Source organism: Kitasatospora sp. NRRL B-11411 (assembly GCF_000721345.1).
GTDB classification, from domain to species: Bacteria; Actinomycetota; Actinomycetes; order Streptomycetales; family Streptomycetaceae; genus Kitasatospora; species Kitasatospora cineracea.
In genome coordinates this window covers 210,930-231,658 of the sequence record NZ_JOGH01000002.1, presented here as the reverse complement: position 1 = coordinate 231,658, position 20,729 = coordinate 210,930, and the positions used below count along the sequence as shown (strand labels likewise).

General features: G+C 71.4%; 18 protein-coding genes and 1 tRNA gene. 8 read left to right on the top strand and 11 right to left on the bottom strand.

Going from position 1 to position 20,729, the window contains the following annotated elements; genetic code table 11:
• The first annotated feature begins 7 nt into the window (after positions 1 to 7).
• Both IH44_RS0102280 and IH44_RS0102275 read left to right on the top strand, forming a co-directional pair.
• Complete coding sequence (locus IH44_RS0102280) at positions 8 to 214, top strand: hypothetical protein (protein ID WP_030457649.1); 207 nt, start codon at positions 8 to 10, stop codon at positions 212 to 214.
• A 293-nt stretch (positions 215 to 507) separates the two neighbouring features.
• Positions 508 to 774, top strand: a complete 267-nt coding sequence (locus IH44_RS0102275; protein ID WP_030457648.1) for a helix-turn-helix domain-containing protein — start codon at positions 508 to 510, stop codon at positions 772 to 774.
• Positions 775 to 1,736: 962 nt separating this feature from the next.
• Here IH44_RS0102275 and IH44_RS0102270 read toward each other — a convergent pair.
• The 11 genes from IH44_RS0102270 to dnaA form a co-directional block, all read right to left on the bottom strand.
• Positions 1,737 to 1,810, bottom strand: a tRNA-Ile gene (locus IH44_RS0102270).
• 16 nt (positions 1,811 to 1,826) lie between these two features.
• Positions 1,827 to 3,209 carry a cyclopropane-fatty-acyl-phospholipid synthase family protein gene (locus IH44_RS0102265; protein WP_030457647.1) on the bottom strand — a complete coding sequence of 461 codons (1,383 nt, stop codon included), beginning with the start codon at positions 3,207 to 3,209 and terminating at the stop codon, positions 1,827 to 1,829.
• Between the two features lie 222 nt (positions 3,210 to 3,431).
• Positions 3,432 to 4,070 (bottom strand): DUF3566 domain-containing protein, encoded by a 639-nt coding sequence (locus IH44_RS0102260; protein ID WP_063759536.1) that lies wholly within the window; start codon positions 4,068 to 4,070, stop codon positions 3,432 to 3,434.
• A gap of 148 nt (positions 4,071 to 4,218) precedes the next feature.
• The gene (gene gyrA / locus IH44_RS0102255) at positions 4,219 to 6,819 is read right to left on the bottom strand and encodes a DNA gyrase subunit A (protein WP_030457645.1); all 2,601 of its coding nucleotides are present in this window, start codon (positions 6,817 to 6,819) and stop codon (positions 4,219 to 4,221) included.
• Positions 6,820 to 6,857: 38 nt separating this feature from the next.
• A complete protein-coding gene (gyrB, locus tag IH44_RS0102250) occupies positions 6,858 to 8,849 on the bottom strand; it encodes a DNA topoisomerase (ATP-hydrolyzing) subunit B (RefSeq protein ID WP_232794786.1) in 1,992 nt (663 codons plus the stop codon).
• A gap of 274 nt (positions 8,850 to 9,123) precedes the next feature.
• Positions 9,124 to 9,636, bottom strand: a complete 513-nt coding sequence (locus tag IH44_RS0102245; RefSeq protein ID WP_030457643.1) for a DUF721 domain-containing protein — start codon at positions 9,634 to 9,636, stop codon at positions 9,124 to 9,126.
• Between the two features lie 15 nt (positions 9,637 to 9,651).
• Entirely contained in the window at positions 9,652 to 10,020 is a 369-nt protein-coding gene (locus IH44_RS42335; protein ID WP_051816452.1) for a hypothetical protein, read from the bottom strand.
• Between the two features lie 273 nt (positions 10,021 to 10,293).
• Positions 10,294 to 11,430, bottom strand: a complete 1,137-nt coding sequence (gene recF, locus IH44_RS0102235) for a DNA replication/repair protein RecF (RefSeq protein ID WP_030457642.1) — start codon at positions 11,428 to 11,430, stop codon at positions 10,294 to 10,296.
• 36 nt (positions 11,431 to 11,466) lie between these two features.
• A complete protein-coding gene (gene gnd / locus IH44_RS0102230; RefSeq protein WP_030457641.1) occupies positions 11,467 to 12,342 on the bottom strand; it encodes a phosphogluconate dehydrogenase (NAD(+)-dependent, decarboxylating) in 876 nt (291 codons plus the stop codon).
• Between the two features lie 144 nt (positions 12,343 to 12,486).
• Positions 12,487 to 13,617 (bottom strand): DNA polymerase III subunit beta, encoded by a 1,131-nt coding sequence (dnaN, locus tag IH44_RS0102225; RefSeq protein WP_030457640.1) that lies wholly within the window; start codon positions 13,615 to 13,617, stop codon positions 12,487 to 12,489.
• Between the two features lie 1,203 nt (positions 13,618 to 14,820).
• Positions 14,821 to 16,686 carry a chromosomal replication initiator protein DnaA gene (gene dnaA, locus IH44_RS0102220; RefSeq protein WP_081966686.1) on the bottom strand — a complete coding sequence of 622 codons (1,866 nt, stop codon included), beginning with the start codon at positions 16,684 to 16,686 and terminating at the stop codon, positions 14,821 to 14,823.
• Positions 16,687 to 17,114: 428 nt separating this feature from the next.
• Here dnaA and rpmH point away from each other — a divergent pair, with 428 nt between their 5' ends.
• The 6 genes from rpmH to rsmG all read left to right on the top strand — a co-directional run bounded on the left by rpmH (position 17,115) and on the right by rsmG (position 20,675).
• On the top strand, positions 17,115 to 17,252 hold the full coding sequence (rpmH, locus tag IH44_RS0102215) for a 50S ribosomal protein L34 (protein WP_030457638.1): 138 nt from the start codon (positions 17,115 to 17,117) through the stop codon (positions 17,250 to 17,252).
• 19 nt (positions 17,253 to 17,271) lie between these two features.
• Positions 17,272 to 17,700: a ribonuclease P protein component gene (gene rnpA, locus IH44_RS43855; RefSeq protein ID WP_081966685.1), complete on the top strand. Its 429-nt coding sequence runs from the start codon at positions 17,272 to 17,274 to the stop codon at positions 17,698 to 17,700.
• On the top strand, positions 17,697 to 18,011 hold the full coding sequence (yidD, locus tag IH44_RS0102210) for a membrane protein insertion efficiency factor YidD (protein WP_030457637.1): 315 nt from the start codon (positions 17,697 to 17,699) through the stop codon (positions 18,009 to 18,011). Before rnpA ends, yidD begins: the two co-directional genes overlap by 4 nt.
• A 3-nt stretch (positions 18,012 to 18,014) precedes the next feature.
• Positions 18,015 to 19,181, top strand: coding sequence for a membrane protein insertase YidC (yidC, locus tag IH44_RS0102205; protein WP_030457636.1), 1,167 nt, complete (start codon positions 18,015 to 18,017; stop codon positions 19,179 to 19,181).
• Between the two features lie 56 nt (positions 19,182 to 19,237).
• Positions 19,238 to 19,759, top strand: coding sequence for a R3H domain-containing nucleic acid-binding protein (locus tag IH44_RS0102200; RefSeq protein ID WP_030457635.1), 522 nt, complete (start codon positions 19,238 to 19,240; stop codon positions 19,757 to 19,759).
• 139 nt (positions 19,760 to 19,898) lie between these two features.
• Entirely contained in the window at positions 19,899 to 20,675 is a 777-nt protein-coding gene (rsmG, locus tag IH44_RS0102195; RefSeq protein WP_030457634.1) for a 16S rRNA (guanine(527)-N(7))-methyltransferase RsmG, read from the top strand.
• Positions 20,676 to 20,729: the final 54 nt, after the last annotated feature.

The window sequence follows — 20,729 nt, the reverse complement described above, 5'->3', positions numbered from 1 at the left end:
TTCCATCATGCACGCAACGCTCGCGGTTCCGCAGTCGCTCACCGTCCCGGCCGAGTCCGGCCTGAGTGAGGACACCGCGTCCTGGGTAGTGGCGGCGAAGTGCCAGTGCGACGGTTCGGGCTGGGTTCCGGTCCCGGACCACCTGCGGGCCCGGGTGGAGATCGACGCGATCAACTGCCCCGCCCGCGTCCACCGGGTGGCCGTGGCGGCGTGAACACCTTGACGCTCCCGCCGGCTGGGGCAGTCCGACCGCCCGCCCCCAACCCGACAAGCTTCCTCAGCAGGGCACACGTCCCCGTGAGCGCTTCATGAGCACCAGCGAACACATTCCCGACCTACCCGACTCACCGGCTCCGGAGTCTGCCGATCCGCGCAGACAGGCTCCCGGCCAAGCGCAGCCGCCCGACCGCTCCGTGAACACTCCGTGAGCGCCCATGAGCGGTGGCCAACAACCCAACTCCGCAGCCCCGCTCTTACCCAACTCGCCGTCCGACCGAGGAGACCCACATGGACGCCGCCACCCCGCCGACCGCCGACCCGACCGACTACCTGACGGTCCCCCAGGTGGCCTTCGCCCTGCGCCTGTCGCAAGAGACCGTCTGGCGCATGGCCCGCAGCGGCACCCTGCGTTCCTTCCGGGTCGGCAACGGCCGCGGCCAGGTCCGCATCCTGTGCGACGACTTCCACGCCTACCTGACCGCCAACCGGCTGCCTGCGGGCCTGGCCGCCGTCGCAGCCTCCGCGCCGCCCAGCAGCCGGGAGCGGGCCCCCTGAACCACCAACTCCCGTCGCTGACGGGTGGATCCATCCGTCGTGCAGCGGCGATAGCAGTTGAACAGCAAGAAGAGCACCAGGCGGCAGCGCCTAGGTGCTCTTCTTGCTGTTGGCGGCGGCGCCGCCCCAGAGCGTGCCGCGCAGCGGCTCCTCCTCGTCTCTGAGGGACAGCCGAAGTACTAGAACTGCCCCTCCCTTTTTTCCTAAGTAGGAAGACGCTGCGTCACCTGCGACACCAGAGCCGAAAAACGGCCCCTGACCTGCGACGGAAGGGGTGACGCAGACGGATTCTCCTGCGTCACCGTTCGTACACCTGCGTCACCCCGCGACGCAGTCCGCGTCACCCGGTGACGCAGACACCCACATCAGCAAGCCGCTGCGTCACCGGAAAACCGCAGGTCAGGGGCCAACCGTGACGCAGGTGTCGCAGTGACGCAGAAATCCGGACCTCGGACAGCACCGCCACACCCCGCCCCTGGCCCGGCCCCGGCCCGACACCACCCCCTGACGGACAGGCAGTGTCCAGAGAACTGGACGCCCCGACGCCCGCCGCCCCGTTCGCGCCGCGCCCCGACCGGCCCCGGAACCGTCGCTAGACCTAGCAAGCGCCCCTGCTAGACCTAGCGACCCCGCTAGCGAGCCAAACGGCCTCTGACCGCCCGCCTAGCGCCTAGCAAGCCTCAGCGGCGAACCCCCGGAACCCGCCACGTACGGGGGTTCAACCCCTCCCCGCCGCCCAGCACGATCCGCGCCAAGCCTGTACAGCTCGCACCCATCGCATCGGAGACCAGATCGCCAGCCGCCGGCCTAGCGCCCGCACGGCGAGGCCGGTCCCGCTGGGATCACCATGTTTCACTCCGGGGTGGCTTCGGACACTCTCCCGGAGCCGTTGGCGTAAATCGTTGGCGTACCAGGCAAACGAAACGCCCCGGATGGAGATCCATCCGGGGCGTTTCCGCAGGTGGGCCTAACAGGACTTGAACCTGTGGCCTCTTCCTTATCAGGGAAGCGCTCTAACCGTCTGAGCTATAGGCCCTTGCCGCACTGAAAGATTAGCGGACCGACGGCCGATCTCCCAAATCCGTATCCCGGGCGTCCTCCGGACGGTGCTGCTCAGCGACCTCGGCGGCCCCGGCGAGCCACTGCGGGCGGGTCGGGGGGAGGCCGGAGGCGCCCGCGGGGGTGGGGCGGACGGCGAGGACCTGGTTGATGCCGATGTGGTTCTGCTCGAAGGAGACGGCGGAGGCGGCCATGTAGAGGCGCCAGACCCGGGCCCGGCCGCGGCCGACCAGGGCGACGGCCTCCGGCCAGTTCGCCTCCAGGTTGGCGACCCACTCGCGCAGGGTGCGGCCGTAGTGCTCGCGCAGGGCCTCGACGTCGCGGACCTCGAAGCCGGCCTGCTCCAGCCGGGAGACCGTGGTGCCGACGGGGGAGAGCTCGCCGTCGGGGAAGACGTAGCGGTCGATGAAGGGGGAGAGCCGGTAGACCTCGCCGGGGGGCAGCGGGCGGCGGGCGATCTGGTGGTTGAGCAGGCGGCCGCCGGGGGCCAGCAGGTCGTACAGGTGGCGGGCGTAGACCAGGTACTGGGCCGAGCCGACGTGCTCGGCCATGCCGACGCTGGAGATGGCGTCGAAGGGGCCGTCGGGGATCTCCCGGTAGTCCTGGAGCCGGATGTCGATCCGGTCGGCGAGACCGGCCTCCGCGACCCGCTGCCGGGCCAGTGCGACCTGCTCGGTGGAGATGGAGACGCCGACCGCCTCGACGCCGTAGTGGCGGGCGGCGTGCAGGACCAGGGAGCCCCAGCCGCAGCCGACGTCCAGCAGGCGCATGCCGGGGCGCAGGCCGAGCTTGCGGCAGATCAGGTCGAGCTTGGCGGCCTGGGCGTCCTCCAGGCTCTTGGCGGCGGGCTCCCAGTAGGCGCACGAGTAGACCAGGCTGGAGCCGAGGACGAGCCGGTAGAAGTCGTTGCCGACGTCGTAGTGGTGGCTGATCGCGGCGCGGTCCCGGCGGCGGCTGTGCAGCCGGCCGCGGCGGTTCCCGACCTCCTCGGGCGGGGGCACCGGGCTCGGGCCGACGGCGCCCTGCCGCAGGGCGGTGGCGAGCAGCCGGCGGCCGGGGGCGCCGAGGTACTGGCGGGGGCCGAGCCGCGGGCGGGGGGCGTCCGGGTCCTCGGCGAAGGAGGCAACGGCGGCCAGCACCTCGTACAGGTCGGTGTCGGGGGCGAGTTCGAGGTCCCCGGCGACGTAGGCGCGGACCAGGCCGAGCTCGCCGGGGGCCCAGAGCAGGCGGCGCAGGGCGCGGCGGTTGCGCAGGACGACGGTGGGGGCGCCGGCGGGGCCGGCCTCGGAGCCGTCCCGGGCGCGGATCCGCAGGGGGATCGGGCGCCCGATCAACCCTTCGACCGCGCCGACCAGTTGCTGTGCGTGCTGCGCCATGACGGACCTTCCGACCAGTCGTTCCCGTCCGGGACGCCCGGTGACCGCCGGAAGCGGCCGGGCGGCCCGCTGACCGTTCCCGTTCTTCCATCTGTGCACTGCGGGCCGGAACGCCAATCCCGGCGCGCCGGGCGGTCACCCGATTGCGCCGGGGACGGCGAAGGGCCCCGGAAGCTTCAACAGCCTCCGGGGCCCCGGGAATTCCGCCTTACTGACGCCGGGTCAGTCCTCTTCGGCGAGGGTCAGCTCGATGCCGCCGGTGAAGCCCGCCGCGGAGTTGTAGATGAACGCGGCGAGGGTGGCCAGGGCGGTCATCAGGACGATGTCGACCAGTGCGATCAGGACGGTGAAGAGCATCACCTTGCCGAACCCGATGTAGTCCATCAGGTTGAAGGCGCTGGAGCTGTCGCCGCCGCTGCCGGTGACGTCCTTCAGGGTGCCGCTCAGCGAGGAGAAGACGCCGAGGCCGTCGAGGGTCATCCAGAGCACCGCGGCGGCCACGATGATGATCACGCCGATGGCCAGCGAGAGCAGGAAGCTGACCTTCATCACCGACCACGGGTCGGCCTTGGTGATCCGCAGCCGGGCCTTGCGGGTCCGGCCGGTGCCGCCACCGCCGGCGGACGGGCCGGGGCGGCGGGGCTGGCCGCCGGACTGCCCGGGGGCGCCGGGGACGCGGGTGCCGCGCGGCGGGGTGGGCTGGCCCTTGGCGTAGGTGGTGGGCTGGGAGAAGCCGCCGCCCGCGGTGGGCGGGGCGCTCGGCGGGGGCGGGGTCTGGCCCCCGTAGGACTGCTGGGCGGTTCCGCCCGGCCCGCCCGCCAGGCCGCCCGTGGCACCTCCAGCACCCGTGGCTCCGCTCACCGTGGTCCTCCCGAACCGTCCGCCAGGGCGATCGCACCGTCCTGGTCCGTGTTGTGCTCCTGCACCGCGGGCCCCGGTGGCCCGCGGTCAGCCGTGGTGCCCGCCCCGCCGGTGCGGCGGGGCGGGCACCACGGTGCGCGTCCGCGCGTCAGCCCTGGTCGGGCGCGCCGTTCGCGTCCTGCTCGGTGGCGGCCGCGGACTCCGTCCCGTCGACGGTCTCGTCCGCGCCCTCCTCCTCGTCGGCCTCCGCGTTGCGGGCCATGCCCACCACCGCGTCGCGCTTCCCGAGGTTGATCAGTTGGACGCCCATGGTGTCACGTCCGGTTTCACGCACCTCGGAAACCCTGGTCCGGATCACGCCGCCGGACAGCGTGATGGCCATGATCTCGTCGGTCTCCTCGACGACCAGGGCGCCGACCAGCGAGCCCCGGCCCTCGACGATCTTCGCCGCCTTGATACCGAAACCACCACGTCCCTGGACACGGTACTCGTCAACCGAGGTCCGCTTCGCGTACCCGCCGTCGGTGGCGGTGAAGACGTAGGTGCCGGGCCGCACCACGTTCATCGAGAGCAGTTCGTCGTCCTCGCGGAAGGACATGCCCTTCACTCCGGAGGTGGCCCGGCTCATCGGGCGCAGCGCCTCGTCGGTGGCCTTGAAGCGGATCGACTGGGCCTTCCGGGAGATCAGCAGCAGGTCGTCGTCGGCGGAGACCAGTTCGGCGCCGATCAGCTCGTCGTCCCGGCCCTCCTCGTCCTGGCGGAGGTTGATGGCGATCAGGCCGCCGGAGCGCGGGGAGTCGTAGTCCTTGAGCGGGGACTTCTTGACCAGGCCGCCGCGGGTGGCGAGGACCAGGTACGGCTTGTCCTCGTAGGTGCGGACGGCCATCACCTGGGTGATGTGCTCCTCCGGCTGGAAGGCCAGCAGGTTGGCGACGTGCTGGCCGCGGGCGTCGCGGCCGGCGTCGGGGAGCTCGTAGCCCTTGGCGCGGTAGACCCGGCCCTTGTTGGTGAAGAACAGGATCCAGTTGTGGGTGGTGGTCACGAAGAAGTGGTCGACGATGTCGTCCTGCTTCAGCTGCGCGCCGCGCACGCCCTTGCCGCCGCGCTTCTGCGAGCGGTAGAGGTCGGAGCGGGTGCGCTTGACGTAGCCGCCGCGGGTGATGGTGACCACGATGTCCTCCTCGGCGATGAGGTCCTCGATCGAGAGGTCGCCGTCGGAGGGGATCAGGGTGGAGCGCCGCTCGTCGCCGTACTTCTCGACGATCGCGGTGAGCTCCTCGGAGACGATCTCGCGCTGCCGGGCGGGCGAGGCGAGGATCGCGTTGTACTCGTTGATCTTGGCCTGGAGCTCGTCGTGCTCGCTGAGGATGCGGGCGCTCTCCAGGGCGGCCAGCCGGCGCAGCTGCATCTCGAGGATGGCGTTGGCCTGCAGCTCGTCGATGGCGAGCAGCTGCATCAGGCCGGTGCGGGCGGCGTCGGCGCTCTCCGAGGCGCGGATCAGGGCGATCACGGCGTCGATCTGGTCGAGCGCCTTGAGCAGGGCGCGCAGGATGTGCGCGCGCTCCTCGGCCTTGCGCAGCCGGAAGGTGGTCCGGCGGACGATGACCTCGATCTGGTGGGCGACCCAGTGCCGGATGAAGGCGTCCAGCGAGAGGGTGCGCGGCACGCCGTCGACCAGGGCCAGCATGTTGGCGCCGAAGTTGGTCTGCAGGTCGGTGTGCTTGTACAGGTTGTTGAGCACGACCTTGGCGACCGCGTCCCGCTTGAGCACGATGACCAGGCGCTGGCCGGTGCGCGAGGAGGACTCGTCGCGGACGTCGGCGATGCCGGCGATCCGGCCGTCCTTGACCAGGTCGGCGATCTTCAGGGCGAGGTTGTCCGGGTTGACCTGGAACGGCAGCTCGGTGATCACCAGGCACTGGCGGCCCTGGATCTCCTCGACCTCGACCACCGCGCGCATGGTGATCGAGCCGCGGCCGGTGCGGTAGGCCTCCTCGATGCCGCGGCGGCCGACAATCAGCGCGCCGGTCGGGAAGTCGGGGGCCTTGATCCGCTCGATCAGGGCTTCCAGCAGCTCCTCGTTGGACGCCTCGGGGTGCTCCAGCGCCCAGAGCGCGCCGGAGGCGACCTCGCGCAGGTTGTGCGGCGGGATGTTGGTGGCCATGCCGACCGCGATGCCGGTGGCGCCGTTGACCAGCAGGTTGGGGATCCGCGAGGGCAGGACGGTCGGCTCCTGCTGCCGGCCGTCGTAGTTGGCGGCGAAGTCGACGGTCTCCTCGTCGATGTCGCGCATCATCTCCATCGCCAGCGGCATCATCTTGCACTCGGTGTAGCGCATCGCCGCGGCCGGGTCGTTGCCCGGGGAGCCGAAGTTGCCGTTGCCGTCCACCAGCGGCATCCGCATCGACCAGGGCTGGGCGAGGCGGACCAGGGTGTCGTAGATCGAGGTGTCGCCGTGCGGGTGGTAGTTGCCCATCACGTCGCCGACCACGCGGGCGCACTTGTAGTAGCCCTTCTCGGGCCGGTAGCCGCCGTCGTACATCGCGTAGAGCACCCGGCGGTGCACCGGCTTGAGGCCGTCGCGGACCTCGGGCAGGGCGCGCGAGACGATGACGCTCATCGCGTAGTCGAGGTAGGAGCGCTGCATCTCGGTCTCGAGCTCGATGAGCTCGACCCGGTGGCCGCTCTGGGCGGGGATGGTGCTGTCCTCGGGCTGTTCGCCGCCGTCGGGACGGTTGTCGTCGACCACTGGTGGTCAGTTTCCTTTCAACGATCCTTGGCGGGACGTCAGACGTCCAGGAAGCGGACGTCCTTGGCGTTGCGCTGGATGAAGGAGCGGCGGGCCTCGACGTCCTCGCCCATCAGGACGGAGAACAGGTCGTCGGCGCGGGCGGCGTCCTCCAGGGTGACCTGGAGCAGCAGGCGGTGCGCGGCGTCCATGGTGGTGACGCGGAGCTCCTCGGCGTTCATCTCGCCGAGGCCCTTGAAGCGCTGGATCGCGTCGTCCTTGGGGAGGCGGCGGCCGGACTCCACGCCGGCCGCGATCAGCGCGTCGCGCTCGCGGTCGGAGTAGGCGTACTCGAACTCGTCCCGGCCCCACTTGATCTTGTACAGCGGGGGCATCGCCAGGTAGACGTACCCGGCCTCGACCAGCGGGCGCATGAAGCGGAACAGCAGGGTCAGCAGCAGGGTGCGGATGTGCTGTCCGTCGACGTCGGCGTCGGCCATCAGCACGATCTTGTGGTACCGCAGCTTCTCGGCGTCGTAGTCCTCCTGGATGCCGCAGCCGAAGGCCGAGATCAGCGCCTGGACCTCGGTGTTCTGCAGCACCTTGTCGATCCGGGCCTTCTCGACGTTCAGGATCTTGCCGCGGATCGGGAGGATCGCCTGGGTGCGCGGGTCGCGGCCCTGCTTGGCGGAGCCGCCGGCCGAGTCGCCCTCGACGATGAAGATCTCGCACTCGGCCGGGTCCTTGGACTGGCAGTCCGAGAGCTTGCCGGGCAGCGAGGCGGACTCCAGCAGGCCCTTGCGCCGGGTCAGGTCGCGGGCCTTGCGGGCGGCGACCCGGGCGCTGGCGGCCTGGACGGACTTGCGGATGATGTCCGCGGCCTCGTTGGGGTTGCGGTCCAGCCAGTCGGCCAGGTGCTCGTTGACCACCTTCTGCACGAAGGTCTTGGCCTCGGTGTTGCCGAGCTTGTCCTTGGTCTGGCCCTCGAACTGCGGCTCGCCGAGCTTGACCGAGATGATCGCGGTCAGGCCCTCGCGGATGTCCTCGCCGGAGAGGTTGTCGTCCTTCTCGCGGAGCAGCTTCTTGTCGCGCGCGTAGCGGTTCACCAGACCCGTCAGCGCGGCGCGGAAGCCCTCCTCGTGGGTGCCGCCGCTGTGGGTGTGGATGGTGTTGGCGAACGAGTACACGCCCTCGGTGTAGGACGAGTTCCACTGCATGGCGATCTCGGCGGAGATCCGCTTGTCCTTGTCCTCGGCCTCGAAGTCGATCACCGAGGGGTGGATCACCTCGCCCTTGCGGGAGTTGAGGTGGGCCACGAAGTCCGCGATGCCGCCGTCGTACCGGTAGGTGACGGAGAGCGGCTTGCCCTCCTCGTCCAGGTGCTCGGGGCGCTCGTCGGTCAGCGCGATGGTCAGGCCCTTGTTGAGGAAGGCCATCTCCTGGAAGCGCCGGGAGAGCGTCTCGAACGAGTAGACGGTGGTCTCGAAGATGTCCGGGTCGGCCCAGAAGGTGACCGTGGTGCCGGTCTCCCCGGTCTCCTCGTGCCGCGCCAGCGGGGCGACCGGGGCACCGGACTTGTACTCCTGCGTCCAGCGGGCGCCGTCGGTGCTGATGTCCACCGCGAGGCGGGTGGAGAGCGCGTTCACCACCGAGATGCCGACGCCGTGCAGACCGCCGGAGACCGCGTAGCCGCCGCCGCCGAACTTGCCGCCCGCGTGCAGGACGGTCAGCACGACCTCGACGGCGGGCTTGTCCTGGCCCGGCATGATGCCGACCGGGATGCCGCGGCCGTTGTCCACCACCCGCACGCCGCCGTCGGCCAGGATCGTGACGCCGATGGTGTCGGCGTGGCCCGCGAGCGCCTCGTCGACCGAGTTGTCGACGATCTCGTACACGAGGTGGTGCAGGCCGCGCTCACCGGTCGAGCCGATGTACATGCCCGGGCGCTTGCGGACTGCGTCGAGCCCCTCCAGCACCTGGATCGCGCTGGCGTCGTAGGCCTTCCGGTCGGACGGGTCTGGGGTCTGGCTGGGGTTGCCGGAATCGGCCACGAAGCGCCCTCTCTGGCACAGCGCGGGCCGCGCCCCTCCCCGCTTGCCCGGGCAGGTGTGCGACCACGGCGTTTCGACTCTGTTGCTCAGTAGCAACGGTGTTTGCGCTTCAGTCTACCGGTACGACCGACAGAGAGGGGCGTTTGGCAGCCCCTGAGGGCAGATGTGCCGCCCTGAATCCCCTCGGGACATGTCCCGATACTCGCCAGGGGGGCTCAGAGCGCCTGGTAGGGCTGCCAGCGATTCCGGAAGATCGCGGTCCGCTCCACCGGGCTCAGCCCCAGGTGTCGCCCGGCCCCTTGCTCCCGGGGGCCCGCAGCCGCCCGTAGCCGCGCACCGGGGCGTCCGGGCCCAGCACCTTGATCACCCGGACCGTCCCGTGCCCCAGCTCGTGGTTCAGCCGGGCCACCAACTGCCGTGCAAGCAGCCGGAGTTGAGTCGCCCACGCAGTGGAGTCGCACTGCACGGTGAGCACCGCGTCGGCCTCCGTGTACGACTTGGGCTCGCAGTGCGCGGAGATGTCCGGACCGACGATCTGCGACCAGCGGCCCATCACCCCGCCGACCGCGGCCGGCGCCTCCCAGCCCCGCTCGGTGATCAGCCGGTTCAGCGCGGCCCCCAGCGGCACCGGGTCCCGGCCGTCCGCCCGGGCGCCGCTGCGCAGCCCGGTCCGCTTGGCCTCCCGCCGCTCGCGGACCTGCTCGCCGCGCTGCCTGGCCTGCTCCTTGGCCGCGCGCAGCGCGACCCGGGCCAGGTCCACGCCCGAAAGCCCCGGCTCCTCGGACACGGCGCGCTCCCCTCCCTACCGGTGGACGACGGTGAGTCGTCCAGGGTACGGGTACGCGCCTCCGGAGAACCGGAGGGGCGCGGGACCCACCGGTCCAGGCGGGCCCTCCTCGCGCCGGAACAGACCGCCCAGCAGGAACGGGGGACCGTAGTGGGGGGAGTCGGCCGGCTGCTCGCGCAGCGCGCGCACCTCGGCCTCGGTGAGGCCCTCGGTGAGGCCCTCGGTGAGGCCCTCGAAGATCCAGCGCGGGTCCTGGGGCGTGTGGGCCGGGCCGTCGTACGGCTTGCCCTCCCGGTACAGCCCGGCGTCCGGGACGGGCGATCCGGAGCCCGGCGCCCGGGCCGTGAAGGCGGCGAGCACCGGGTGGCCGCCGACCGCGAGCACCCGGTCCAGCGCCCGGAGGTGGCTGATCCTGCGGTGCAGCGGCAGGTGATGGAGACCACCAGGTCGTAGGGGCCGGCCAGCTCGTCCCGGGTCGGCCGGAACGCGCCGCCGCCGTGCGGGCCGACCTCGGCCGCCGCCTCGCGGGCCCGGTCGCCGGTCCAGGCGATCGCGTCGAGGGAGAGGTCGACGGCGTCCACCCGGAAGCCCCGAGACGCCAGGAAGACCGCGTTCCGGTCGGCGCCCGTCAGGCCCCCCGTACGCGGCCGCCGGGGCTCACGGGGTCAGTCGGTCCACCGTGCCGCCCGAGACGCCGTACCGGGCGCCGTGCAGCGCCTTCGGCACGTCCTCGGCGACGGCGGCGGTGACCAGCACCTGTTCGCCGCCGGCCACCAGCTCGGCCAGCCGGTCCCGGCGCCGGGCGTCCAGCTCGGCGAACACGTCGTCCAGCACCAGCACCGGCTCGCCGCCCTCGGAGCGCAGCAGCTCGTACGAGGCCAGCCGCAGCGCCAGCGCGTAGGACCAGGACTCGCCGTGGCTGGCGTAGCCCTTGGCGGGCAGCGGGCCGAGCCGCAGCAGCAGTTCGTCGCGGTGCGGGCCGACCAGGGTCAGGCCGCGCTCGACCTCCTGCCTGCGCGTCGCCCGCAGGGCCTCCAGCAGCTGCTGCTCGGCCTGCTCGCGGCTGGTGGGGAGCTCGCCCTCGAAGGAGGAGCGGTACTCCAGCACGGTGTCGCCGGCGCCGGGGGCGAGCTGCCGGTAGGCCTCGGCGACCAGCGGCTGCAGCGCGGCCACCAGCTGGATCCGGAAGGCCGTCAGCTCTGCTCCGGCGCGGGCCAGGTGGCCGTCCCAGACCTCCAGGGTGGCCAGGTCGGCGGACTTGCCGCCGCCCGCCCGGCGGGCCATCGCTGCGGTCCTCAGCAGGGCGTTGCGCTGCTTGAGCACCCGCTCGTAGTCGGAGCGCACCCCGGCCAGCCGGGGGGCCCGGGCGGTCAGCAGCTCGTCCAGGAAGCGCCGGCGCTCGGCCGGGTCGCCCTTGACCAGGGCCAGGTCCTCGGGGGCGAACAGCACGGTGCGCAGCACGCCCAGCACGTCGCGCGGGCGGACGTTGTCGGAGCGGTTCAGCCGGGCCCGGTTGGCCTTGCCGGCGGTCAGCTCCAGCTCGACCAGGGTGGAGCGGCCGCCCTGGGCGACCACGCTGGCCCGGATCACCGCCCGCTCGGCGCCGAGCCGGATCAGCGGGGCGTCGGTGGCCACCCGGTGGCTGCCCAGGGTGGCGACGTAGCCGATCGCCTCGACCAGGTTGGTCTTGCCCTGCCCGTTGGGCCCGACGAACGCGGTGACGCCCGGGTCGAGCGGGACCTCGACCCGGGCGTAGGAACGGAAGTCGGCGAGCGACAGGTGCGCGACGTGCATGACGGTGGACTGCGCTCGCCTTCTGTCCGGGGCTGCTTACTTGGACTCGACCGCGTGGCCGCCGAACTGGTTGCGCAGCGCGGCGATCATCTTCATCTGCGGGGAGTCGTCCTGGCGGGAGGCGAACCGGGCGAACAGCGAGGCGGTGATCGCGGGCAGCGGCACCGCGTGGTCGATCGCGGCCTCGACCGTCCAGCGGCCCTCGCCGGAGTCGGCGGCCCAGCCCTTGAGCTTGGCCAGGTGCTCGTCGTCGTCCAGCGCCCGGACGGCCAGGTCGAGCAGCCAGGAGCGGATCACGGTGCCCTCCTGCCAGCTGCGGAAGACCTCGCGCACGTCGGTGACCTCGGGGGCGGCCTCCAGCAGCTCCCAGCCCTCGGCGAAGGCCTGCATCATCGCGTACTCGATGCCGTTGTGGACCATCTTGGCGAAGTGGCCGGCGCCGACCTTGCCGGCGTGCACCGAGCCGAAGTCGCCCTCGGGCTTGAGTGCGTCGAAGACCGGCTGCACCTTGGCCACGTGCGCGGCGTCGCCGCCGTACATCAGCGCGTAGCCGTTCTCCAGGCCCCAGACGCCGCCGGAGACGCCGCAGTCGACGAAGCCGATGCCCTTCTCGGCGAGCAGCTCGGCGTGCTTGACGTCGTCGGTCCAGCGGGAGTTGCCGCCGTCGACCACCACGTCGCCCGGGGCCAGCAGCTCGGCCAGGTGCTCGACGGTCTCCTGGGTCGGGCCGCCGGCCGGGACCATCACCCACACCACGCGGGGGGCCTCCAGCTTGGCGACCAGCTGCTCGACGCTGTCGACGTCGGCGAGGTCCGGGTTGCGGTCGTAGCCGATGACGGTGTGGCCGGCGCGGCGGATGCGCTCGCGCATGTTGCCGCCCATCTTGCCGAGACCGATGAGGCCGAGCTCCATGACAAGTCCTTCACTGTGGTGTCGTGCCTGATGGCGGCGCCGTTGCCGCACCCACTGAGCCTACGCCGACGCCGAGGGCGCGCCGGGCAGCCACAGGGGCGCGGAGGCTGTTCGCCCCTCGCGCCCCTGGTGGTCGGTGCCCGGTCAGCCGGAGAGGCGGACCGGCATGATCAGGTACTGGTAGGCCTCGTCCGGCTCCGCGTCGACCGCGGGCTTGCCGGTGAGCAGGGCCGGCTTGGTCGGGGTGGTGAAGCTCAGCTGCGCGTAGCCGGCGTCGATCGCCTTGAGCCCCTCCTCCAGGTAGCCGGGGTTGAAGGCGATCGAGATGTCGTCGCCCTCCAGGTCGGCGTCGATCCGCTCGGTGGCCTGGGCGTCGTCGCCGGAGCCGGCCTCCAGGGTGAGCACGCCCTGCTCGAAGTTCAGCCGGACCGGGGTGTTGCGCTCGGCCACCAGCGAGACGCGCTTGAGCGCCTCCAGGAAGGGCTGGGTCTGCACCGCGGCGACCGCCGAGAACTCGGTCGGGAAGATCGACCGGAACTTGGGGAACTCGCCCTCCAGCAGGCGGGTGGTGGTCCGCCGGCCGGCGCCCTCGAAGCCGATCAGGCCCTCGCCGGCGCCGCCGGTGGAGAGCGCGATGGTGACCTGGTCGCCGCTGCCCAGCGACTTGGCGATGTCCTGCAGGGTCTTGGCGGGGACCAGCGCGACCGCGTTGATGTCGTCCTGCTCGGGCTTCCAGAGCAGCTCGCGGACGGCGAAGCGGTACCGGTCGGTGGCGGCCAGGGTGATCCCGCTGCCGTTGATCTCGACTCGGACGCCGGTGAGCACCGGCAGGGTGTCGTCGCGGCCGGCGGCGACCGCGGCCTGGCTGACCGCGGAGGCGAACACGTCGCCCGGGACGGTGCCGGTGGCGGTCGGCATCTGCGGCAGCGCCGGGTACTCGTCGACCGGGAGGGTCGGCAGCGTGAAGCGGGAGGTGCCGCAGACCACGCTGACCCGGGCGCCGTCGGTGGAGATCTCCACCGGGCGGTTCGGCAGGTTGCGCGAGATGTCGTTCAGCAGGCGGCCGGAGACCAGGACGGTGCCGGCCTCCTCGACGTCCGCCTCCAGCTCGACCCGGGCCGACACCTCGTAGTCGAACCCGGACAGCGCCAGGGTGCCTTCCTGCGCGGTCAGCAGCAGGCCGGCCAGCACCGGCACCGGCGGCCGCGCGGGGAGGCTGCGGGCAGCCCAGGCCACCGCCTCCGCGAGGACATCACGCTCCACCCGGAACTTCACCGGTAACCGCCTCCTGGCTGCTGTCGCCGCACGGTCGGCCGGTACCGCCGATCCGTGCTGTTGATCGTCTGATCCTCGTCGGGCGACCGGCCGGGCGGATCAGCTCCGCCCCGTCCTGCTTCCGGTTGCCGAAGGACAGTCTGACGTACTCGGCTGACAGCCGGGGCAGATGGGCACAAGCGGACCGAACAAATGTCGGGGCCCGGTTGTCCACAGATTCGGGCCACCCCCACTGTTGATCATGCTCCGAGCTCTCTATGTGTAGCAGTAGTAGTAGGGCCTGTGGATACCGTGGATAACCCCGTTTCCGCAGGTCAGCGGCCATATTTTGTCCACAGGACCTGTGGATGGCGGTTGTGGACAACCAGGCCCTCCTGTGGACAGCGGAGAGTAATCCACAGGGCACGCTGAGTATCCACAGGTTATCCACAGTTGTTTCCACAGAAAACGGGGGAGTTATCCACCGGCCCGGATCAACTTCGCGTGACGCCTTTCACACGCAGGGGTGACGGGGAAGTTGATGTTGCCGAACTGTGGACGCAGCTGTGGAAAACCTGGGGATAACCCACCCATTCCTGTGGACAGCCGGTGGATAACTCTGTGGACGTGCTGACGGGCCCTCAGTTCTCCACAGGCTGTGGATAACTGTTGTGCACAAGTCCACAGGGGGTTGACCTGCGCGGAAGAGCGTAGCCCCGATCGGGCTGTGGAGGAACCTCTGGATAACCGGGGCCCGTGCACCCTGTGGACGGGGAAAACCCACCCGTTCCTGTGGACAACCGGAGTGTGGACCCGAACCGTTCGATTGTCTGCGCAGACGTTCGGTGCGGCGGCCGGGCCGGAGAAGGCGCCGTTCCGCGGATTCCTGCCCCGTCGGAGGCCGGTCCACACCCCCGCGGGCCGTCCGGCCGGCCCGGACCGAACGGATCCGGCCACCCGTCGGCCCGTTCCGCGTTCGACCGGCCGCCCTCTACTACAGGCCCCCCGCGGCAGTCCGCCGAAGCCCGTCCCGGGCACCCGGACGAGTGCTCCGCGTCGCAGCCGCACCACTCGTCCGGGTAACGCCCGGAGCATGCCGAAGGGGAGCCGGACCGCTTCGGTCCGACCCCCCTTCGATGCGTCAACTGCCGTGCTGCTCAAGGCTTTTGAGCCGTTGTGCCGATCCCCGCGCGGGTGCTCCCGGCGGCGTCCGGCTTTTGTTAGCTAGCTCTTGATGCGGTTGGTCAACTCGGTGACCTGGTTGTAGATGGACCGGCGCTCGGCCATCAGCGAGCGGATCTTGCGGTCCGCGTGCATCACCGTGGTGTGGTCCCGGCCGCCGAACTGGGCGCCGATCTTCGGCAGCGACAGGTCGGTCAGCTCCCGGCACAGGTACATGGCGATCTGACGGGCCGTCACCAGCACCCGGCTGCGGGAGGATCCGCACAGGTCCTCCACGCCCAGCCCGAAGTACGCGGCGGTCTGCTGCATGATCACCTGCGCGGTGATCTCCGGCCCGGCGTCCTCGTCCCCGCCCGGGATCAGGTCCTTCAGGACGATGCCGGCCAGCTCCAGGTCGACCGGGGCCCGGTTCAGGTTGGCGAAGGCGGTGACCCGGATCAGCGCGCCCTCCAGCTCCCGGATGTTCCGGGTGATCCGGGAGGCGATGAACTCCAGTACGTCGGCCGGGGCGTTCAGCTGCTCCTGGATCGCCTTCTTGCGCAGGATGGCGATCCGGGTCTCCAGCTCCGGCGGGGTGACGTCGGTGATCAGGCCCCACTCGAAGCGGTTGCGGAGCCGGTCCTCCAGGGTGATCAGCTGCTTGGGCGGCCGGTCCGACGAGAGGACGATCTGCTTGTTCGCGTTGTGCAGGGTGTTGAAGGTGTGGAAGAACTCCTCCTGCGTCGACTCCTTGCTGGCCAGGAACTGGATGTCGTCGACCAGCAGGATGTCGATGTCCCGGTAGCGCTTGCGGAACGCGTCCGCCTTGCCGTCCCGGATCGAGTTGATGAACTCGTTGGTGAACTCCTCCGAGCTCACGTACCGCACCCGGGTGCCCGGGAACAGGCTGCGCGAGTAGTGCCCGATGGCGTGCAGCAGGTGGGTCTTGCCGAGCCCGGACTCGCCGTAGACGAAGAGCGGGTTGTACGCCTTGGCCGGTGCCTCGGCCACCGCCACCGCCGCGGCGTGCGCGAAGCGGTTGGAGGCGCCGATCACGAAGGTGTCGAACAGGTACTTGGGGTTCAGCCGGGCGTTCGGCTCGTCCTTGCGCGGGCCGCCGGCCGGGGGAGCGCCGGGCGGGGCCGGGACGCCGGGGGCGCGCTCGACCGGGGCGTGGGAGGGGGCGGCGGGCCGGGCGCCGCGGCGGGAGCCGCCCTGGCGCGGCCGGTCCTCGTCCGGGGAGCCGAGCGCCCCGCCGAACAGGTCGCCCTGCGCGGAGTCCGGCCCGGGCCGGTGCGAGCGCCGCGGGGCCGGGTCCGGCCGCCGCTCGGGCATCGGCGCGGGCTCCCCCCAGCCGCCGGCCTCCGCACCGGGCTGGTGGTCGCGGTACGGGGCCTGGGCGGGCGTCCGGTAGGGCTCGGCCGCCGGGTAGCCCGACGGGTACGGCGAGCGCTGGTAGTCGTCCCCGCCCCGGCCCGGCCAGCTCCCGGGCGGCGGCCCGGGCTGCGGGTAGCCGGGCCCGCCCGGGTACGGCTGCTCGTTCCGGACGGGGTAGGGCTGCTCGGCGTGCGCCGGGTAGGACGGCTCGGGGCGCGGGTGCGGCCACTCCGGGACGGGCTCGGGGTCGAGCTCCGGTTCCGGGTCCGGCTCACCGGCCGGGGCGGCGTTGGCGTCCACCATCACCGCGATCCGGACCTGCCGGCCGAACTCCTGCGAGATGGCGTCGGTCAGCTGCGGCAGCAGCCGGCCCTCCAGCACCTGCTTGGCGAACTCGTTGGGCGCCGCGAGCAGGGCGGTGTCGTGCATCATCCACATCGGCTGGGTGCGGCGGACCCAGTTCTTGTCCTTCTCCACGACATCGCTGTCGCTGACCAGTCGCTCGACGACCCTCGACCACATCAGGACGAGATCGCTGTTGACATCAGCCACTGGTACACGCTTTCTCGTTCCCCGAGCAGGGGGAGCCAGGCAAGGTCAAGGAGGGGTTCGGGTGGCGCGGCGGCGGGGCGGCCGCGGGCACAGAACAAAAGAGACAAGTCCTGCAACGGTAGTCAGCGCGCAGAGCTGATTCAAGTTTCTGTCCACAGGCTGTGGGCAACGGCGTGGCGGCCACCTGGTTTGACCCTCGGACCCGCTCCCGCGTACCGTAACCAGGTCGAGTTGTCGATGGCCGCTGCCGCATGTCCGCGGGTCCGCCCGCTTCCATGACGCGCGCAGCACGGGCGCCGTGGTGTTCCTCAGCCCAGCAGATCTGGGTCCGGGACCGGATTTCCCAAGTGCAAGGGGAGATCGCGCGGACGCACGGTGACGGCCAAGCGACCGCCCGTCATCCTACGATTCACCCCAGGAGCCCCCGAGTGAGCAAGCGCACCTTCCAGCCGAACAACCGTCGTCGCGCCAAGACCCACGGCTTCCGGCTGCGCATGCGTACCCGTGCCGGCCGCGCCATCCTGGCGAACCGCCGCGCCAAGGGCCGCAGCGCCCTGTCCGCCTGATCCGCGCAGAGGGTCTGCAGTGCTGCCCACCGAGAATCGGCTGCGGCGGCGCCAGGACTTCACGACCGCGGTGAAACGCGGTCGGCGTGCCGGTCGGCCCCTGCTGGTGGTCCACCTCCACAGAGAGGCGGCGCCCGACGGAGGAGCCGACCGGAACAGCGACTTCCACCCGCACGTCGCCGAGGGGCTTCCTTCGGCGCGTGCGGGTTTCGTCGTGAGCAAGGCCGTGGGGCCGGCCGTGGTCCGCAACGCGGTCAAGCGTCGTCTGCGTCACCTGGTCCGCGAACGCCTGTCCCGGTTGCCCGCAGGTAGCCTGATAGTGGTACGGGCGCTGCCGGCTGCGGCGACGGCCCCGTACTCGGACCTCGAGCACGACCTGGACGCGGCCCTGCGCCGCCTGCTCAGGTCGGAACCGACCGGCAGTGCCCCGACGGGAACAGGGCGATGAAGTACCTGCTGATGGGCCTGATCAGGCTCTACCAGTGGACGATCAGTCCGCTGCTCGGTCCGGTGTGCCGCTATTACCCCTCGTGCTCCCGCTACGGGTACGAGGCGGTGCGCGTCCACGGCGCGATCAAGGGCGGTTGGCTGACCGTCTGGCGCATCCTGCGCTGCAATCCTTGGTCTCCCGGTGGGGTCGACCATGTTCCGCCGCGAAAGCACCCGGTGTGGCACCGCCGGCTGCGCAATCTGCTGAACCCCACGAGCGGGACCGCCGAGCCGGAGCCGGTGGCGAAGCCCGATGCCCAAGGAGTCTGACCGGTGACCTTCGGTTTTCTGAGTCCCCTCTACACAGCGGTGTCCTGGATCATCGTCCAGTTCCACTCGCTGTTCAGCCACGTCTTCGACCCGGACGGCGGCCTGGCGTGGGGTCTGTCCATCGTGATGATGGTGGTCGTCATCCGGATCTGCCTGATCCCGCTCTTCGTGAAGCAGATCAAGTCGACCCGGGCCATGCAGGCGATCCAGCCGAAGATGAAGGCCATCCAGGAGCGCTACAAGAACGACAAGCAGCGCCAGTCCGAAGAGATGATGAAGCTGTACAAGGAGGCGGGCACCAACCCGTTCTCCTCGTGCCTTCCGATCCTCGTGCAGGCGCCGTTCTTCACCGCCCTCTACGGCGTGCTCGCCTCGATCGCCAACGACAAGACGATCGGCGTCATCGACAAGCCGCTGCTGGACAGCGCCAAGCAGGCGCACATCTTCGGCGCCCCGCTGTCGGCCAAGTTCGTCGGTGCGGACAGCATCCAGATCCAGATCGTCTGCGCGGTCATGATCGTGCTGATGTCGCTGTCGCAGTTCATCACCCAGCGCCAGCTGATGACCAAGAACGTCGACCTGTCGGTCAAGACGCCGTTCATGCAGCAGCAGAAGATGCTGATGTACGTCTTCCCGGTGATGTTCGCCGTGATGGGCATCAACTTCCCGGTCGGTGTGCTGGTCTACTGGCTGACCACCAACGTCTGGTCGATGGGCCAGCAGCTGATCGTCATCCGCAACAACCCGACGCCGGGCAGCAAGGCGTGGGACGAGCGCCAGGTCCGGCTGAAGAAGCAGGGCCGGATCAACCCGGACGGCTCGATCCAGAAGGTCGGCCTGGCGGCCATGCTCAAGGGCGGCTCCAAGGGCGCGGCGGCCGACGCCCAGGCGGCGGTCGAGGAGAGCGTGCAGGTGCGCCGGCAGCAGCCGCGCAAGCAGAGCAAGGCGCAGCGGCAGGCGGCCGGGGCCCACCAGGCGCACTCCGCGGAGCACGCGGACGCGTCGGACGCCACGACGGACGAGGCGGAGGCCACGCCGGCCGGGGCCGCGTCGACCGGCAAGTCCGGTCCGAAGGCGGGCGGGGCGAAGCCGGGGGCCCAGCCGGGCCAGGGCCAGCGTCAGCAGCCGCGGCGCGGTGGCCAGGGCGGCCAGCGGCCGAAGAAGAAGTAGTCCCCACCCTCGTTCTCGGCCCCACCCGAGGGCCTCGTTTCCGAAGGAGTCCACCTGTGACGGATGGCACCACCTCCGCCGTCGACACCGCGCCGGCCGGTGAGAGCGTCCTCTCGCGTCTGGAGCACGAGGGTGACATCGCCGCCGACTACCTGGAGGGTCTGCTGGACATCGCGGACCTGGACGGCGACATCGACATGGACGTCGAGGGGGACCGGGCGCTGGTCTCCATCGTCGGCGAGGGCGACGACCGGGCGCTGCAGCGGCTGGTGGGCCAGGACGGCGAGGTGCTGGAGGCGCTCCAGGAGCTGACCCGGCTGGCCGTGCACCGGGAGACCGGGGAGCGCAGCCGCCTGATGCTGGACGTCGCGGGCTTCCGGGCGCGCAAGCGGGCCGAGCTCGCGGAGCTGGGCGCGGAGGCCTCCGAGCGGGTCAGGAGCACCGGCGAGCAGGTCAAGCTGCGGCCGATGACCCCGTTCGAGCGCAAGGTGGTGCACGACGCGGTGGCCGCCGCGGGGCTGCGCAGCGAGTCGGAGGGCGAGGAGCCCCAGCGCTGCGTGGTCGTGCTGCCGGCTTGACGCCGGTGGTGCTGCCGTTCCGGCGTCCGACCCCGCCCGCCTCGCGCGGGCGGGGTCGTCGGCTCTGCGGCGGAGTGGTGTTTCACGTGGAACAGTGCTGGTACGGCGGGTGGATTCGACGGTGAGCGGAGAGGCAGAGATGGACAGGGACGGCACGGAGCCCGAGGCGCCGCTGGAGGGGCCGGGGCAGGCGCCGGAGGCGGCGGGGCGGATCTTCGGCGATCGGCTGCCGCTGGCCGTGCGCTACACCGAGCTGCTGGCGACCGCGGGGGTGCAGCGCGGGCTGATCGGCCCGCGCGAGGTGCCCCGGCTGTGGGACCGGCACGTGCTCAACTGCGCGGTGCTGGCCGAGCTGCTGCCCGCCGAGGTCTCGCTGTGCGACGTCGGTTCGGGCGCCGGGCTGCCGGGCATCCCGGTGGCGCTGGCCCGGCCGGACGTGTCGGTGACCCTGCTGGAGCCGCTGCTGCGGCGTACCACCTTCCTGGAGGAGGTGGTGCGCGAACTCGGCCTGGAGAACGTCACGGTGCTGCGCGGCCGGGCCGAGGAGATGGTCGGCAAGCTGGGGGTGGACGTGGTGACCGCCCGGGCGGTCGCGCCGCTGGACCGGCTGGCCGGCTGGGGCATGCCGCTGCTGCGCCCGTACGGGCAGATGCTGGCGCTCAAGGGCGACACCGCCGAGCAGGAGCTGGCGGAGTCGCGGGCGGCGCTGACCCGGCTCGGCGCAGTGAAGTGGTCGGTCATCGGCGTCGGCGAGGGCGTGCTGGTGACCCCGACCCGGGTGGTCCGGGTGGAGGCGGGGGAGAGCCCCGGCGGCGTCAAGGCGGCCACCCGCCGGGCCAAGGCGGCCCGGGCGGGCCGTGGCGGCAAGGGCGGCGAGGGCGCGGGCCGGCGGGGCGGGAGCCGCGGGCGGCGCTGAGCCCGGGGCGGACGCGAGTCCGGTTCCGGAACTGGTGTTCGGGGCGGGTGGCCG